This window comes from Undibacterium sp. Ji83W, assembly GCF_049340385.1.
GTDB lineage: Bacteria > Pseudomonadota > Gammaproteobacteria > Burkholderiales > Burkholderiaceae_D > Undibacterium.
Window position 1 is genome coordinate 38,118 of sequence record NZ_JBMPOZ010000013.1, and the last position, 16,326, is coordinate 54,443.

The 16,326-nt window shown below is 51.0% G+C and carries 9 protein-coding genes; 3 read left to right on the top strand and 6 right to left on the bottom strand.

Annotated elements, in window-relative coordinates:
- Positions 1-11: 11 nt before the first annotated feature.
- Positions 12-716, bottom strand: coding sequence for an MIP/aquaporin family protein (locus ACO0LD_RS20250; protein WP_423009987.1), 705 nt, complete (start codon positions 714-716; stop codon positions 12-14).
- A gap of 66 nt (positions 717-782) precedes the next feature.
- On the bottom strand, positions 783-1,112 hold the full coding sequence (locus tag ACO0LD_RS20255) for an ArsR/SmtB family transcription factor (RefSeq protein ID WP_423010089.1): 330 nt from the start codon (positions 1,110-1,112) through the stop codon (positions 783-785).
- 253 nt (positions 1,113-1,365) lie between these two features.
- Here ACO0LD_RS20255 and ACO0LD_RS20260 point away from each other — a divergent pair, with 253 nt between their 5' ends.
- Complete coding sequence (locus tag ACO0LD_RS20260; protein ID WP_423009988.1) at positions 1,366-3,399, top strand: ATP-binding protein; 2,034 nt, start codon at positions 1,366-1,368, stop codon at positions 3,397-3,399.
- 117 nt (positions 3,400-3,516) lie between these two features.
- Positions 3,517-6,390, top strand: a complete 2,874-nt coding sequence (galA, locus tag ACO0LD_RS20265; RefSeq protein ID WP_423009989.1) for a beta-galactosidase GalA — start codon at positions 3,517-3,519, stop codon at positions 6,388-6,390.
- A 37-nt stretch (positions 6,391-6,427) separates the two neighbouring features.
- On the opposite strand, the gene ACO0LD_RS20270 is transcribed toward galA, so the two are convergent.
- The 4 genes from ACO0LD_RS20270 to ACO0LD_RS20285 form a co-directional block, all read right to left on the bottom strand.
- The gene (locus tag ACO0LD_RS20270) at positions 6,428-7,600 is read right to left on the bottom strand and encodes a glycoside hydrolase family 88/105 protein (RefSeq protein WP_423009990.1); all 1,173 of its coding nucleotides are present in this window, start codon (positions 7,598-7,600) and stop codon (positions 6,428-6,430) included.
- A gap of 29 nt (positions 7,601-7,629) precedes the next feature.
- Positions 7,630-8,961 (bottom strand): BNR repeat-containing protein, encoded by a 1,332-nt coding sequence (locus tag ACO0LD_RS20275; protein ID WP_423009991.1) that lies wholly within the window; start codon positions 8,959-8,961, stop codon positions 7,630-7,632.
- A 232-nt stretch (positions 8,962-9,193) separates the two neighbouring features.
- Positions 9,194-13,945, bottom strand: coding sequence for a hypothetical protein (locus ACO0LD_RS20280; protein ID WP_423009992.1), 4,752 nt, complete (start codon positions 13,943-13,945; stop codon positions 9,194-9,196).
- A 235-nt stretch (positions 13,946-14,180) separates the two neighbouring features.
- Complete coding sequence (locus ACO0LD_RS20285) at positions 14,181-15,212, bottom strand: LysR family transcriptional regulator (protein ID WP_423009993.1); 1,032 nt, start codon at positions 15,210-15,212, stop codon at positions 14,181-14,183.
- Between the two features lie 187 nt (positions 15,213-15,399).
- On the opposite strand from ACO0LD_RS20285, the gene ACO0LD_RS20290 reads away from it, so the two are divergent.
- The gene (locus ACO0LD_RS20290) at positions 15,400-16,320 is read left to right on the top strand and encodes an alpha/beta hydrolase (RefSeq protein WP_423009994.1); all 921 of its coding nucleotides are present in this window, start codon (positions 15,400-15,402) and stop codon (positions 16,318-16,320) included.
- Positions 16,321-16,326 lie beyond the last annotated feature (6 nt).

The following is a 16,326-nucleotide window of genomic DNA, read 5'->3' on the forward strand; positions in this document are numbered from 1 at the left end:
TCCAGAAAAAATTAATCGCTTGCAGAGTCTTTTTGTTTCAACGGATATAGCCAGCAAAATACCGCCGTCGCTACCGCAGCGCCCAGTAGCTGGGCAATAATAAAACCCGGCGCATCTGCCAGACGTATACCCGCAAAAGTATTACTGGCGGCCCGCGCCAAAGTGACTGCGGGGTTGGCAAATGAAGTCGATGCAGTGAACCAGTACGCAGCAGTGATATACGCAGCCACCGCAAACGGCGTGACTGCAGGGCGACTGCGGGTGCAAGATATGATGACGGCGATCAAGCCAAAGGTCGCAAGGAACTCACTCCACCATTGCGCCATGCCAGTACGCACATGCTCGGATGCAAAGAACAGCGGGTGTTCAAACATGCCATGCGCAGCAGCGACACCGGCAAATGCACCCAGCACTTGCACCACAATATACGGCAGCACTTCCTTGCCGGGCATATTCCTCTGGAAAGCTTCAGACAGCGTCACGACGGGATTAAAATGCGCACCCGATATCGTGCCAAACATCAGGATCAGGGCGATCAGGCCAGCGCCAGTGGCAAGCGCATTCGCCAGCAAGGCGATAGCGACATTGCCACCCGCCAGTCGCTCAGCCATGATGCCAGAACCCACCACCACCGCCAGCAAGAGCGCAGTACCCAGGCCTTCAGAAACCAGGCGTCGTGCCATAGTCATGACAAGTTCACCTTCAGATATGCGCATGCGAGATTCATTTTGTCCGGAATTGGTACTGAGTTCATAAAATTTCTGATGCAGAGCGCAGATAAGTTATTCAGTCGCCACACATGCCTGCACGCTTACTGGCGAGCAAGGGTTACCACCGCAACAGTTCTCCGTCAAAAAGCCCAGCATTTGGTTCATGGTAGCCATGTTTGCCGAATAAAAAATAAAACGCCCTGCCTGGCGGGATAGCACCAGATCAGCATGCAATAACTCTTTCAAATGGAAAGACAGGGACGAAGGAGGGATGTTCAGTTGTTCACTGATCTTGCTAGCCGCTAGCCCCGCAGGCCCCACCTGCACCAGCAGACGAAACAGGGCCAGACGTGATTCTTGTGCCAGGGCCGCCAGGGCTAATAGTACTTTTTTGGTTTCCATCATTTCTCTTCAGTTATTTTAATTGATTCCATATTTCGATAATAATGGAAATGTTTTGTTTGGCAAAGAGGTTTCAGCAGATATTCTTAATTGGTTTTATTAAGGAAACAATTTCTGTCACACGAGCCAACACTTTATTTCCGGGTAGCAAGTGCGGTGGGTGATACATTCGCCTATTCAGGTCAGACAACTTACAATACGCGTGCGTCATGATATTGCCTGCAAGCCAGATGTCCTTTCTTATCAATCTTGAATGAATACCCTAATGCCAGTAAAGCGAACTTCTATCAAGTTAGCCATGTATATGTTCATTGCGCTGGTTTGCACAGTATTGATAGGGAATAGCATCTGGCAAATGTGGAAAACCCATGACATGGCGATGCGCGCTGGCGATGTTGCTGCCGGTAATCTGGCGCAGGCGATGGCGCAGCATTCTGGAGATACGCTCAAGGCAGTTGACGCAGCCATCATTTCTGTCATGGACAGGCTGGAGCAGGATGCCAGCTACATGCAGCAGCGCGAAAAACTCACGCTATCCCTGAAGCGCGAAATGGATAACCTGCCTCAGTTAAAATTCATGACTGCCATAGACGGTGATGGCAAGGTCATGGCATCAAGCAGCCCGGACTTTACGCAGATCAGTGAACTGGAACGCGATAATTTCACCTACCATCAGACTCATACAGAGGGCAAATGGTATATCAGCAAATCAGCCAAGGTGATACAGGATGGCAGTTGGGTTTTTTTGATGTCACGCCGCCTGAATCAAAAAAATGGCGATTACGCTGGCATCGTCCTGGCGCATATCGATGTCGATTATTTACTCAAATATTTCAACAGTATCAATCTGGGTAAAAAGGGTTCCATCGCCATGCTGGCAGATGATGGCACCCTGGTATTACGCAGGCCGCTGATCGTTGGTGCGCTGGGCAAGAAGTACATTAACAGCCCCATCTTCCGCGAGCAAATTGCGGCCACCAGTTCAGGCACGTTCACAACGGTGTCCAAGATAGACCGCATCGAACGTATTGTCGGCTATAGCCGTCTGGAACAATTTCCGCTGATTGCCGTTGCCGCCTTGTCCAGGGAAGAGGTACTGGAAGGATGGCGCTCCAGTGTCATCGTGCAAATTATCGGTAATGCCGTGTTAATCATCATTTTGCTGATCTTTGGTGGCGTCATCGTCAGGCAGTTTGAGAGGCAACTGCAAGCGGCAGCAAAACTCTCACAGTTATCAGCGATCATAGACAGTTCTGAAGATGCCATCATAGGTGAATCGCTGGATGGCATCATCACCAGCTGGAATGCCGGTGCAGAAAAACTGTTTGGGTATCGTGCAGACGAAGTACTGGACCGGTCTTCCAAGCGGCTATATGCTGACGGTGATGTTATCGCCAGCTCTGCACGTTTAAGCAGCATCGTCAAAGGCGAACGTGTCAACCATTTTGAAGTCACGGGCTTGCGCAAAAATGGTGAGAAAATTCAGCTCTCGGTTGCCATGTCGCCAGTACATGATGGCGACCAAAATGTCATTGCAGCATCAACTATTGCGCGTGATATTACGGAGCGCAAGCAAATGGATAACATGAAGGCCGCTTTCATTTCCACTGTCAGCCATGAATTGCGCACGCCAATTACGTCCATCAGAGGGGCGCTGGGTTTGCTGGAATCTGGCGCGCTGACCGAACTCTCACCCAAGGCTCTGCAACTGGTGCGCATAGCCCACAACAATAGCAAGCGCCTGACTGGCCTGGTCAATGATATTCTCGATATGGAGAAAATTACTTCCGGCCATATGCGTTTCGAAATCCAGCGCGTTGATCTTACTGCCCTGGCACTACAGGCTATCGAGGCAAATACTGGCTATGCGCAAGAGCGCCAGACTTCCTATATCTTGACGGAATACCCCAAGTCGGCCTGGGTCATGGGCGACACTGACCGCATCATGCAAGTGTTTGCCAACCTCTTGTCGAATGCCGCTAAATATTCACCCGAACATGAACAAATAGAAATTCGTCTCAAGTACCGCGATGACATTTTCAAGATAGAAGTAGAAGACCATGGTGCCGGCATACCTGAAGAATTCCGTCCCCGCATTTTTGGCAAATTCGCCCAGGCAGAAGAGCATGGCGAAAAGAATCTTGGTGGCGCTGGCCTGGGCTTGAATATCACCAAGAACCTGGTGGAAACCATGGGTGGCAGCATAGGCTTTGAGTCTGAACCCGGCGTGCGTACCGTGTTCTGGTTCACCTTGCCAGCAGCCGCACAGCGTGGAGGTGATTTGTAAGCCTGCCAGCCCCAACTTTCATTGAAGATCAGTCAATGTCTTGATTCTTTCTCCGCCTGGCGTTGGCGGTGAGCATACTCTCATAAAATATCCTGCACTAATCAAGGGTGCGGGCATATGCTAACTATCATCAAATCACTCAGGCAGGGATGGCGGGTGTGTGTCATCAACTGCCTGGTCCTGATCTCACTTTTATCGACGACTTCAGCCTTTGCTGAATCAGGGCGTGAACGCCTGTCACTGGACAGAGGCTGGTTATTCCATCTGGGTGATATTCCCATGCCAGACATCATCGGTCATAGCGCAAGCTATGGTAATGCCAAGGCTGGCAATGCCCAGGGTGCGGCGGCTACAAAATACAATGACAACGACTGGCGCAAGTTGAACTTGCCGCATGACTGGGCAGTGGAAGGCCCATTCGATCCCAAGGCGAATATCTCGCAAGGCTACAGGCCACGTGGCATTTCCTGGTATCGTCGTTATCTGCGGGTGGATGAAAGTGAGCGTGGCCGCTATTTTGAATTACAGTTTGATGGCATTGCCACCCATGCCAGCATCTGGGTGAATGGCAATATCGTGCATCGTAACTGGTCTGGCTACAATGCCAGCAATATCGATATCACTCCCTATCTGCGTTATGGCGATGCCAGCAATACCATTGCCATTCGTGTCGATGCAGAGCAGATGGAAGGCTGGTGGTATGAAGGCGCAGGCATCTACCGCCACGCATGGTTACTTAAATCCGATTCCGTCCACATCATGACTGACGGTGTGCACGCTACACCAAAGCAAATCAATGACAGGCAATGGCAAATACCGGTAGCGGTGACGCTGGACAACAGCGGCAAGCAGACAGCTAATGTCAAAGTCGAAGTCACGGTCTTTAGTCCCGATGACAAAGTGGTTGCCAGCAAGACCCAGTCTGTCAGTGTGCCTGTGCTTGGCCAGGCTATCGCCAAATTGCCCATAACTATCAATCAGCCACAACGCTGGACGCTGGATAAACCAGCACTGTACCGTGTTAAAACGGCCATACTGCAAGATGGCAAGGCAATCGATGAGGTGAACCTCAAAACCGGCTTTCGCAGCATACGCTTTGATGCCCGACAAGGTTTTTTCCTCAATGATCAGCATGTGAAATTGCAGGGGGTATGCCTGCATCAGGATCATGCCGGTGTCGGCGTGGCCGTGCCTGATTCCATCTGGGAATACCGCCTGCGCCGTCTGAAAGAACTGGGTGTGAATGCCATACGTTTTTCCCACAATGCACCGGCACCTGAAGTGCTGGATATGGTAGACCGCATGGGCTTCCTGGTGATGGATGAAAACCGCAATTTCAATCCTTCACCAGATTATATGAAGCAACTGGAATGGATGGTGCGGCGTGACCGACATCACCCTGGTGTCATCCTGTGGTCAGTGTTTAATGAAGAACCGGTACAGGGCACAGAAGTCGGTTATGAAATGGCACGCCGCATGACGGCGGCAGTCAAGGCGCTGGATGATACCCGCCCTGTCACTGCCGCGATGAATGGCGGCTTTTTTACCGCCTTGAATGTCTCACATGCCGTCGACGTACTGGGTGCCAATTACCAGGTGCCTGATTATGACCGCTATCACAAGGCTAATCCCGGCAAGCCATTCACTAGTGCAGAAGATACCTCGGCCTTCATGACACGTGGTGAATTCACGACCGATAAAAGCAGGAATATCGTCGCCAGTTATGACGACGACTTTGCCAAATGGGGTAATAGTCACCGCGATGCCTGGCAAGCCATAGACAGCCGTCCCTATGTGGCAGGTGGCTTTGTCTGGACAGGTTTTGATTATCGTGGTGAACCGACACCACATGAATGGCCATCGGTGAGTTCAGTATTCGGTATCATGGATATGAATGGTTTCCCAAAAACTGCTTACTACATGCACCAGGTACAGTGGATCAAGGACAGACCGTTGATCCACATCGCACCCCACTGGAACTGGCAAGGCCAGGAAGGCAAGGAAATTCGCGTCATGGTCATGGCCAATGTAGAGCGCGTCAAACTCACACTGAATGGCCGTGAGCTGGGCGAACAGCAAGTTGATCCTTACCGCATGAATACTTTCCAGGTCGCGTATGAAGCTGGCAAGCTGGAAGCATTGGGCTACAAAGGCGGCAAGGAAGTCGTACGCACCAGCGTAGAAACCACAGGCAAGGCCGTCGCATTGGAACTCTTGCCTGACCGTGCATCACTGGCAGGTGATGGCCGTGATGCCATGCCCATTACCGTGCGTGCGCTGGATGCGCAGGGCCGTGCCGTCCCTGTCGATAACAGCCAGATCAGCTTTGAAGTGTCCGGTGCAGGGCGGTCCATAGGCCATGGCAATGGTGACCCGAATTCTCACGAAGATGAAAAAGGCAAGACACGCAAGCTGTTTAATGGCCTGGCACAACTCATCGTACAAAGTCACTTTGACAGCAGTGGTGAACTGCTGGTTACCGCTACAGCACCTGGTTTGACAGCAGCCAGTGTGCGCATACCGGTACATAAAACTGCGGGCACTCCCTTCGCTGCAGTTAGTGAAGCGCCCATGCTATATCTGCAAAACTGGCGTATCTCACCAGCATTTACTACTCGACCTGATCCCAATCAGATATTGGCCGACAATGACATGAATACCTGGAGCTGGGGCCAGCCACCCATGCTAGAAGTAGAAGCTAAAAGTGGCGATGGCAAGGGCAATCACTTTCACCTGTTCCGCAGCAATTTTACGCTGGATAAAAAACTCGGCAACGGCAAAGCCCGCCTGCTTTTCTCACGCATCAACGGCAAGGCAGAGATATGGTTGAATGGCAAATTGCTGGGATCAAAAACCTCTGTGAGCACAAGTGATCTTAGCGTGGATTTGCCTGCCTTCGAAGGGCTAGCGCAAGTGACGGTGTTGGTGGAAGGCGGACCCGGCAAAAAAGCCGGGCTTGAAGGAAATATTATTGCGGAGCCGAAGAGGTAGCTTCGAGAAGGTAGTTTCAAAACGGTAGTTTCAAAAATCAAGGTGCAGGCTTGAGATTCAAGTCTGCAACCGCCGTTGCAGCCAGCAAGAAAGCACCTACGCCATAAAACTGGGTATCTTCAAAATTGCCAGTGTCTGGTCTGTCGGATACTGGCTGTACCCAGCCCAGCTTGCCACTGGGGTGCACAGCCTGTGTCAGCGCATTCCAGCCACGTCGTATGGCAGGCTCATAGCTGGCACGATCCAGTATGCCAGCCTTGACGCCCCAGGCCAGGCCATACACATAAAAGCCTGTGCCACTGGATTCAGGCAGGGCCGTAGCCGGATCAGACAGTAGCGAAGGTGCCCAGTAGCCGTCTGGTTTTTGTATGGCTTTTAGCCTGGCGGCCATGTCTTTGAATAATGCCACCAATTTTGGGCGATCTGGATCTGCCGGTGACAGTAAAGGTATTATGCGTGCCAGCCCGCCAAATACCCAGCCATTACCACGGCTCCAGAATATCTTTTCGCCTTTGGGGCCACGCTGATCAAAGAAACGCGAATCACGAAAATACAGGTGTTCGCTTTGGTCATACAAATACTCAGTCGTTGCCCAAAACTCTTTTTTTGCAAATGTCGCATAACGTTCATCACCTGTTACTTTAGACATTTCCAGCCAGGCTGCAGGTGCCATGAACAGGGCGTCACACCAGCACCAGCGCACCTGGCAATTGATACCCGGGTCTTTTTGAAATTGCAAGCTCACTTCCGACTGGTTCGCCAGTATTTTATCGAAGCTGCTGCGCATGTTTTTCAATGCTGCGTCACCTGCGCCATGGCGCGCAGCCCACAGATAAGCTTGTCCTATCGCATGGTCGTCGGCATGATAGAGCCGTTTGCCCAGTTCCCATTTATTGGCTTCTGCCCTGCTGAATATGACTTGCTGGTAACGAGGCTTGTCACTACGTTCTGCCAGGTCAGACAGACCTATGAATAGCGCGGCCTGCACCCAGCCCCTGGGATCTGGAGTATCGGATGAGGCGTTGGCTGGATAATATCCGGCTGCCATGGTGACCAGTTGATAGTCCGCCACCTTCTCAGCCAGCGCCAGCACTTCTGATCTGGCGATAGCGCCAGTTCTGGCCGGTATTGCTGCAGTTGCCGTAGTGGTTTGTGCCCTGGCTAAATTCAGAGGTATCAGATATGCCAGCATCAATAATGCCATCGCCATGTTTTTTCTCATCGCTTGCTTTCTCTGCATCAGGGTTTTTCAGGGTTGAAAACGAATAATTTTAAATCTGTGGCCGGTAGTATCTCTGTCAATGGCAGGTCACGGTGTGGTGCCTGCGCTGTCCATGCCAGCCTGTATATCTTTCCTTTGCTATCGCTGGCTTCAACTGTATTGATCTGCATTCCAGGGGCGAGCTTCAGATAGCTGGAAAACATGTCTGCCACGCCAGGTACAGGCTTTTCTGTCACGCCTTCCAGTGTGCTGGCATCCACACTTAATTCCAGTCTTTGTCCAAGACGTGTCACTGCAACTTGCAATTGCCCGGGTTTGCCAGGTCGCGCTCCTTCCACAAAGATTTCTGAATTCAGTGAACCCGTACCCTTGAAGTCCCAGCGGTAGTTACTCCAGGCACTGATTTGCCGCAGCTTCCAGCGCTTGTCTTCATAGCGCGCCAGCCAGATTTGCGTATTTCCTGCAGCATCATATTTATGATAAGTGATGATAACCCGGCCATCTTCATCAAAACCTATGACAGTATTATTATTGATCATGCCACCACCTGCGGGAACAGGGTCAACAATCTCAGCCTGTTTCAGGCGTATAGGCAAGCTCAGGGCGCTGCCATCGGCACGTTCCCAATGCACAAGGTCACGGCTTTTTGCATACGACAGATCATGGTTGCTCTCTGCGCTTGGTGAGTCACGCCATACCCAGGCTATATGAAAATAGCCGTCCTGTCCTTTGACTGGCCCCATGAAATAGGCATTACGTTTTCCTTCACCATCGACCAGCGGGCTGTCCGTCAAGGCTGCCCAGGTTTGTGACTTTTCATCATACACCGTATAAATCTCATTACCCCGGCCACTGCTGCCGTCACGGTATTTGAATATCAATTGCCCCTGCTGGTTCTTCAGGAAGACAGGATAAGTCATCGCTTTTTCACGTGCAGCGTTGACCATCAGCGGCACCCGCCGCAAGTTACGGACATCGCCACCAGCATCCGAGCGAAACATCGTCAAAGGATCAACATGCATATTGGCTGCAATATGCAGCGCACCTGAGGAATCCAATGCCATCGCAATCAGATTATGGCTATCCCAACCCAGCCAGGTATCAAGCTTGTGATACACCCAGTGACTGGGCGCATTCAGCGGGCGCTGCGCAACTGTCAATTGGCGGTTGGCATCGTAGTAGGCCAGATACAGCTTGTCTTTGCCAGTGCTGATAGCAAACGGCACAGTGTGCCCCGACCAGACACTGTCTATCGCTTCTATCGATACGGGGGCTCCCACACCAGCCACTGCCAGGCCACTGAAGGATGCAGTCAATACCATAACGATGAACTGACAAAGCTTGAACATGATAGGCCAGGTATTTTTTCAGGAAAGATGTTTTGCAGATGGTAAAAGATTGTAGCGGTAAGAAAGCGAGCGTAGCGCCCGAAGAAGGGACGCCAGCTGATTTGCGCAAAAATTTGATTGGGAATCGATAAAATGCAAATACCCGCAACGCTAATCCTGCCAAAAATATGGACGGATTAGCGTTGCGTACTAAAGCAAGTGATTTTGGGGGGGGTAAATGAAACCCGTTTTGCTAAAGTTTGCGAGACAAATCAGTCTTTGCCGTCAATCTGTCAGAAATCTGGCTCAACCTCGAACTAGGCACATTGGGAATATTCAAAAGATCAGATTTGCTTTGCAGGTTTGCACCAGATGCCATGGTGATTGCTTCATAATGTGCGGCTTTTTGGATGATAACGACATCGTTTGTCCCTGTCTTATTAGTGGGTAATACAACCGGTGTGCCACTTTCATGCGGTTGGACTATCAAGACATTCATACTGACATCAAATTTTTTATTGATATGGTTCACCAGCGCCCGGAAAGGCACGTCGTCTGAATACAGCATCTGGCTACCTACTTCAGGGAATTTTTGCTGTAACGCAGTGCGTAATTTTGTCGCCATCTCTGTATGTTGTGAGGTGTAGTCCCTGGTGGCATGCTGCAGTAAAGAAATGATCAGGCAATTCAGGCTATCACCATTATTTGGCACTATCGCTATATTCCTGGCCTTCATCCAGCTTTCGACTTTGGGCATCAGTTTTGCCATGCGCTCACGTTCTTCAGCGATTGCCTGCGTGGCTCTGTTGTCTGATGTTGTACCTGCCTGTGATCTGGGTGTCGGTAAAATACTGCCAGCGACCAGTTTATTGGCGTCATTACCCGGATTGCCAAAAGCAGTTCCCTGCATCGCAGTGATTTTCTTCGCTGCTATCGTCGCCCCTTTTGCATCAAATGGGGATTTCAAAGCTTCGCTAGTGCTGGCACCTTTTTCAGTTTCCGCCTGCTGTGTGCCGTTGATAAAGCTTTTCTGCAAACTGGAAATGTTCTTGCTGGTTTCAATGGTTTTAAATGAGCCTGGCACTTCCGATTTTTTCTGCAAAGGAGCGGCTTTGATCAGGGCAGAGCGTTTAGCCAGTTCCTTGAATGCCTCAACCCTGACGCGGTCAGAGACTGTCATGTACTTTGAAATGATTTCAAGTTCGACGGGCTTGAGTTCGCGCAGGGTCTTTCTCTCGGGCCGTTTGATATCTGCGACAGTTGACTTTAACGTGCCAAACAGGCCTGTCTCGCTTGAGCGCCTGGCATCCATGCGCGTGATTGTGTCGGTCACTTCTTTTGCTATTTCAGCGTGAGGTATCTTGATACTGAAGCCGTCCTTGCGATGTTCTGCATGTACCATTGCTGCGCTATTAACTTGCTTGGTGACATCAATGATGTTGACGAAATGATTGAATACATGGCGTCCATTGGGGCTCTCAAAATAAGCCAGGCGTTGTTCTACAGAAGACAATTTGCTGATTACAGCTTTTTCCTTTTCCCAATCGACGCCGTCAGGCAGGTTCATGTTGCGTATCTGGGTCAACAGATTTTCAGGGGCCTTGGCAAAGGGGTCGCTATTGTTCTTGCTTGACCCTGGTGCAAAATGCGCCACTTCGTTTGCCATGGTCGCCGCACGCTTATAGGGTTCCTGTTCAAAATACCAAAAGAATTCATTCGGCATGGCCATGGTGGAAATATCATACCCAGCCTTGCTGATAGACTGATATTCCTGATGTTTGTCTATCAGTTTGATGAATAAATCCGGGTTGCCGAAATACTGGTTCTTGATCCGTGGGTTAGCACCAAACATCTCTGACAGCGATGCATCGTCCTTCTTCCCCAGGTCCAGCATTTGTTTCAAGTCAGAAAAACGCAGCATCAGGTAACTCAGGTCCGGGCCAATAATTTCATTCACTACCGAGGTAGTTGAATCTTTATTGCTCAGGCTTAAAGAAGTCACACCCGCCTTGCTCACAATCAATGGAACGGAAATGCTCATGCCGCTATCTGTATTTGACAGACCACGGATACGCTGCATTTCAAAGCGCGCCCTGGACCCTACCTCTGGCATTCTGTGCAGCTTCAATTCTATGGATGCACCGGCCCCCTGATCTGCGACTACCCCTTGCACGCCACGCAATTGTTGGCAGGCTTCGTCTGTCATGGACCTTAAATCCTGGGATGATGTGCCGGGATACATCTTCTCCAGCGCCAGCATCAAGCCCTTTTCTGCCAGCTTGCCTGTGACAGGCTGGCCTGCATTGGCGCTGATCGTCAGGACGATGAATTGCCCCAGTCGCCCGGAATTGATTTGCGAAGAAGCATTTTGTACTCTCGCTTCAACCGAGACGGACATATTCCCTACCTGTGTCGTGAAACTGGGATTATGTGCGCCGTCTTCTTTTGTCTGGTCGGTTTGCGCGGGCAGGGTATCTGAAACATTGAAATTCGAACCACCAGATCCCGTCAGTTTTGCCGAGTAGTCCTGCCTTTGCCAAAGCGCACGCTCTTTCAGCAGCATGTGCTCTGACAAGGTCTCATGCTTGATAGGTAGCAAGGTGGTATCCATGAGTTCACGTATTTTTGTGTACTCATGATCAGCAGCTCTGATCACGGCAATTTTCCGCTCTCTTGCAGCCGGATCTGCGCTTGGATTGCTTGCCTCTTCCCTGGCGATTTCTCTCTTGAGCAAGCTCAGGTGTGTACCGGCAGATGCCAGTGCCAGGGAAATCCCATCATAGCTCTCGGCGACAAATTTCTCTGGATCTTTCAACGCCCCTTGCACGCCTTGCGGATTTTTACTTTGCCAGATTTCCGTATTTATTGCGTTGTACGCTTTTTCTCTCTTTGCCTGGAATTCATTTCTTAGCTCAGGCGGCAGGAAACGGTCTGGCTTGGCTAAAACAAGATTGGCATTTTCAAGGTAGTTGCCATACATCTTGTGCATTTCTTCAAGTGCAGACGTCAATCCCGCCAATTTCTCAATATCAGGAGTGGTAATGGTGGTTTTGAATTGTTTGGGAACCTGGCCAGTGTTGCCATAAAAATGCTGGGCTTCCGTTGGTAATTTATTCGTAGCACCCGGCGCACCCTGTTCCATGATGTCGCGCAGGGAATGATATAAATGCAGTCGTGGACTGTTCAGTTTCTCAAGCCGCTGATGCACTTCCATGGTCTGTGCCATATCATGCAGATGCACTGGATCGAGCAAGCGGTGCGCTGGCTCAGCTGTCTTGATGTGCATTGCCAGATTTTTGACCGTCAGCTCGCCCCCTGCCTTGCCACCAACTGCAGACCACTTGCCATCATTGTGATTTTTTCCAATTCCTGCGGCCAGGGTGGCAGTCACACTATTGATTGCCGGTCTCATGGTTTTATTGTTGGCATACCCAACTGAATCAGGGATAGACGCGTTGATGGGGGAGCGCAATTTATCAGTAGTCCCGACAGCCCCGGCAGCCTGGCTTTTATTCAGCAGTTGAGTCGCACTTGGATAGGCTGCTGCAAGCAATGCAGCTATCTTTTTTTGTCCCAGCATAGAGTCTGCCGCGTCGGCAATGTGCATCAATTTTGCGGTGTTGTAACCTTTGGCGAGCTTGGCATCATTCAGATAAGTTGGTTCTGTGGCGTCACTTTCATAACGTCTGCCAACCACGAATTTGGCAATTTTATTGTAGGTTTCTTTGACCTTGGTCAGTACTTCAGCGCTTTGCCCAGCTGAGCGCTGGCTCAGCAATTGATTCGCGTGCATGTTCGCGATCAATTTTGCCATCTCGGCGGCGCTTGCTGTTTCAAAGAATTTTGTACCAAATTCTGCTTTTACTTTGCCGCTAGCATCGTAACCCCAGCCATTTATTTTATTACCGTAGCCACCTTTGATATGCCCACCCAGCATTTCCCAGTAATTGGCATCACCATCTTCATCAATGCTCAGGACATTGGTTTTTTGCAGGCTGCCACCAAGATTACCAAGGCCAAAGAAGGAATGTTTGGTTCCTATGCTTTTTGATACTACCAGGCTGGCACCGGGAATGCCTTTATCTATCGTCGGTGCTGCGCTTTCCATGTTTTTAGCTTCAACCGCTGCATACTTGTCCAAAATTGCCGGGGCTGCTGCAGTCAGGTGTATGCGCTTCAATTCGGTGAGCAGGGCACCCATGCAGCTATAAGTCAATGCCAGTTCAGGCTCAGGTTTGAACAGGGCGCGCTGTATGGTCGAGCCTGCCAGATTGCGCGCCAGTTTTCTTGAGTCGCTTGCTGCCTGCGAAAAGCTCTCGCGGATTTTTAAACCCAGCTCATCTTCAGGCAAGCCATTTTTGCTGGTGGCCAAAGCCAGGACGGCATGAAGCTGCTCAACTATCTTTGTTCTTCTTTTTTCGCGCAAGTCTAGCGGGCTGGTGGGCACCGGCGGTAATTCCTGTATCAGGGCGCGCACTGTTTTTGCCAGGTTCTCCCGGTTGATTGCACCTGTCACCGGATCAATTACAGGTCCCGGAACAGCCTGGGCTTTTTGTGTGCTTGAGACAGAGTCATGCTCTTTGCTCTTGAGCTGCGAGAGCAATTGCTGTTGCATGGAATTGCTGCTTGCAGGTCGCTTGCTTTCAGAACGGGTTTTTTGCTCTAGGCTGGGTGTCAGCTTGTCTGTATCCGCTTTGTGTAGCGAGTTGTGGATCGAACCAACAGGAGAATGACTGCGTCCTGCCTTCATGCCTTGCTTGAATATATCGTTCAGTGACTCTGAACTGCGCTGCGGAGACGCTGCTGCCTCAGTTGCTTTGACAGGATTTCCCGCCGCCTGCTCTTTCAGGTAGCCATTCCAAGAGGCGATCAATGAGCCTTTGGGCAAGTTCAGTTGCAATTCTGGTGCACCCGATTTTTTCAAATCGTTTTGCAACTTCATATGCAGGTAATGATTACGTTGCGAGTAGGTCGTGCCGCTTAAGCGTGAGACATTCATATTCACCGTGTCTGCGGGCGCTGTAGTAGGTGAAGAAGCAGGCTCATTATTCTCAAAGCTTCTGAGGGAATAATTATCAGCTTTAATGTTGCCTATCATCTTGCACGCTCGCTAGTAATGAATTATTAACGACTTTAGCGGGCAAACGGAAAATGATTTAATTGAAATACACTATTTGTTGTAAATTTAATTTTGTTAAATTGCTATTGCTTGAAATCAACTAGTGTAGGCAAGCTGGCGTTTAAAACACACTTTCAGCAATATTCTTTTGCTCGATGACAGAGCGCAGCGTATTGTGGACAGGGCGCTGGTCTGGCTTGCCTGCGAAAATACATTCACCCATACCGTTGAGTAATTCTGCATCGCGCCCGCTGAACAAGGGGCAGCGCGGGAACAGCTCTGCCACCCAGTCAACAAAGGCGCGCACCTTGGGTGACAAATGCCGGTTGGCCAGGTAGACAACCGAGATGGGCATGGGGGCCGGTGTCCATTGCGGCAATACTTCACGCAATGCGCCGGATTGCAGATGCGGCATCAGCATGAAGCGCGGCGCCTGTATCAGACCAAAACCCTTGACGGCGCAATCGATATAAGCTTCAGAATCATTGACAGATATCTTGCCATTGACCGTGACATCCACGGTCTTGCCATCGACAACAAAATCCCAGTCAAGGTTGCGGCCCGTGCGGCTGGAAAAATAATGCACAGCCTGGTGGTGCTGCAAGTCTTCCAGTGTCTGTGGTTCACCATGGGTGTCGAGATAATCTGGCGCAGCGCAAGTGATGCTCTGGAAAGTGCCTATGCGGCGGGCCACCATGCTGGAATCCTGCAACTCGCCAACCCGTATCACGCAGTCAACCGCTTCCTGCACCATGTCGACCATGCGGTCACCCATGCCCATGACCAGTTTGATGTCAGGGTAGCGCGAATAAAACTCACAGACCTGCGGCAACAGGATCAGCCTGCCTATCGAGGTTGGCACGTCTATGCGAAGTTGCCCCTTGGGGCCGCGCGCCACGTTCTGGAATGAGGATTCAGTTTCGTCCACGTCAGCCAGGATACGCACACAGCGCTCATAGTAGGCCGCGCCGTCTGGCGTCAGGCTCAGGCGGCGGGTGGTGCGGTTCAGCAAGCGCACCTGTAACAGGCTTTCCAGGTTCTGGATGATGGTCGTGACGGTGGTACGCGGCAAGCCGAGGTTGTCGGCGGCGCGGGTAAAACTATTGCTGTCTACCACGCGGGTAAAGACTTGCATTGCCTGGAAACGGTCCATCGCGGTACTCCTGAATAACTGGTTGGCATAGTCAAGGACTATTCGTCTGAACGAAGTATAAACCTAATTTGATGCTCGATTAGTCGGCCTGGCGGAATAGTCATGTTCGATTATAGGCGTTTATCCGGAAGCGCATCGCGCCTACTATTCGCTCCATTCACTAAGCTCTGGCGCGATTGGCGACAATATGATGGACGAAACAGCAACAATTTCCGATATTTCTGGCGACCCCAGCAACACCGTCAAGAAAAGAAAAAAGACCACAAAGACGGCTGAGCTATCTTTGCAGATAGATAATTTCCTTATCCCTGGCCCGCTGGGCGTCATTCCTGTGCGCCTGTATCGTCCTCAGGGCAATGCGGTTTTGCCGGTGGTGCTGTATTTCCACGGTGGCGGTTTCATCAGCGGCTCTTTGAATGACGCCGATGTACCGGCACGCTTCATTGCGCGCAACAGCAATGTCATTGTCTTGTCCGTGGGTTATTCACTGGCACCGGCCAAGCCTTTCCCGGCAGCGCCGGAAGATGCTTACACCGCCATGCTGTGGGCCATCAAAAACGCTGTCAGTATCAAGGCGGACGCCAGCCGTCTGGCAGTAGCAGGTGACGATGCCGGTGGCAATCTGGCAACTTGCCTGACGCTGATAGCACGCGACCGCAATGCCCCGCCGATACTGGCGCAAGCATTGATAGGCCCGATGCTGGACCCCAGCATGACACGTCTGGGTGACGCCAAGAAATTGGAGTCTGACCTGACTCCGCAAGAATGTGCGCATTGTTATGGCCAATACTTGCCACGCTCATTGCAGCGCCTGCACCCCTATGCTGCGCCGCTGGAATCCAGCCGCCTCGGTGGTTTGTCACCCGCCTTTATCGCCACTGCTGAACATGATGTCCTGCATGTGGAAGCAGAAAAATATGCTGCAGCCCTGATCACCGTTGGCGTGCCAGTACAGGTCGCCCGCTTTGCCGGGATCAAGCATGCATCACTGCCTGAGCATCAGCCCGTGCTGGTGGAAGTGGCAGATTTCCTGCGCCGCCGTTTGAGTGCACCTACTGATTTGAACACATCTGCTTTCGTATCCCTGGAGGAAAAACAAAATGTCTGACAAAAC

What these genes read in the sequence shown, in the direction of transcription:
- ACO0LD_RS20250 (WP_423009987.1), bottom strand. Translation starts at nt 716, where the DNA reads ATGCGCATATCTGAAGGTGAACTTGTCATGACTATGGCACGACGCCTG.
- ACO0LD_RS20255 (WP_423010089.1), bottom strand. Translation starts at nt 1,112, where the DNA reads ATGGAAACCAAAAAAGTACTATTAGCCCTGGCGGCCCTGGCACAAGAA.
- ACO0LD_RS20260 (WP_423009988.1), top strand. Translation starts at nt 1,366, where the DNA reads ATGAATACCCTAATGCCAGTAAAGCGAACTTCTATCAAGTTAGCCATG.
- galA (WP_423009989.1), top strand. Translation starts at nt 3,517, where the DNA reads ATGCTAACTATCATCAAATCACTCAGGCAGGGATGGCGGGTGTGTGTC.
- ACO0LD_RS20270 (WP_423009990.1), bottom strand. Translation starts at nt 7,600, where the DNA reads ATGGCGATGGCATTATTGATGCTGGCATATCTGATACCTCTGAATTTA.
- ACO0LD_RS20275 (WP_423009991.1), bottom strand. Translation starts at nt 8,961, where the DNA reads ATGTTCAAGCTTTGTCAGTTCATCGTTATGGTATTGACTGCATCCTTC.
- ACO0LD_RS20285 (WP_423009993.1), bottom strand. Translation starts at nt 15,212, where the DNA reads ATGGACCGTTTCCAGGCAATGCAAGTCTTTACCCGCGTGGTAGACAGC.
- ACO0LD_RS20290 (WP_423009994.1), top strand. Translation starts at nt 15,400, where the DNA reads ATGATGGACGAAACAGCAACAATTTCCGATATTTCTGGCGACCCCAGC.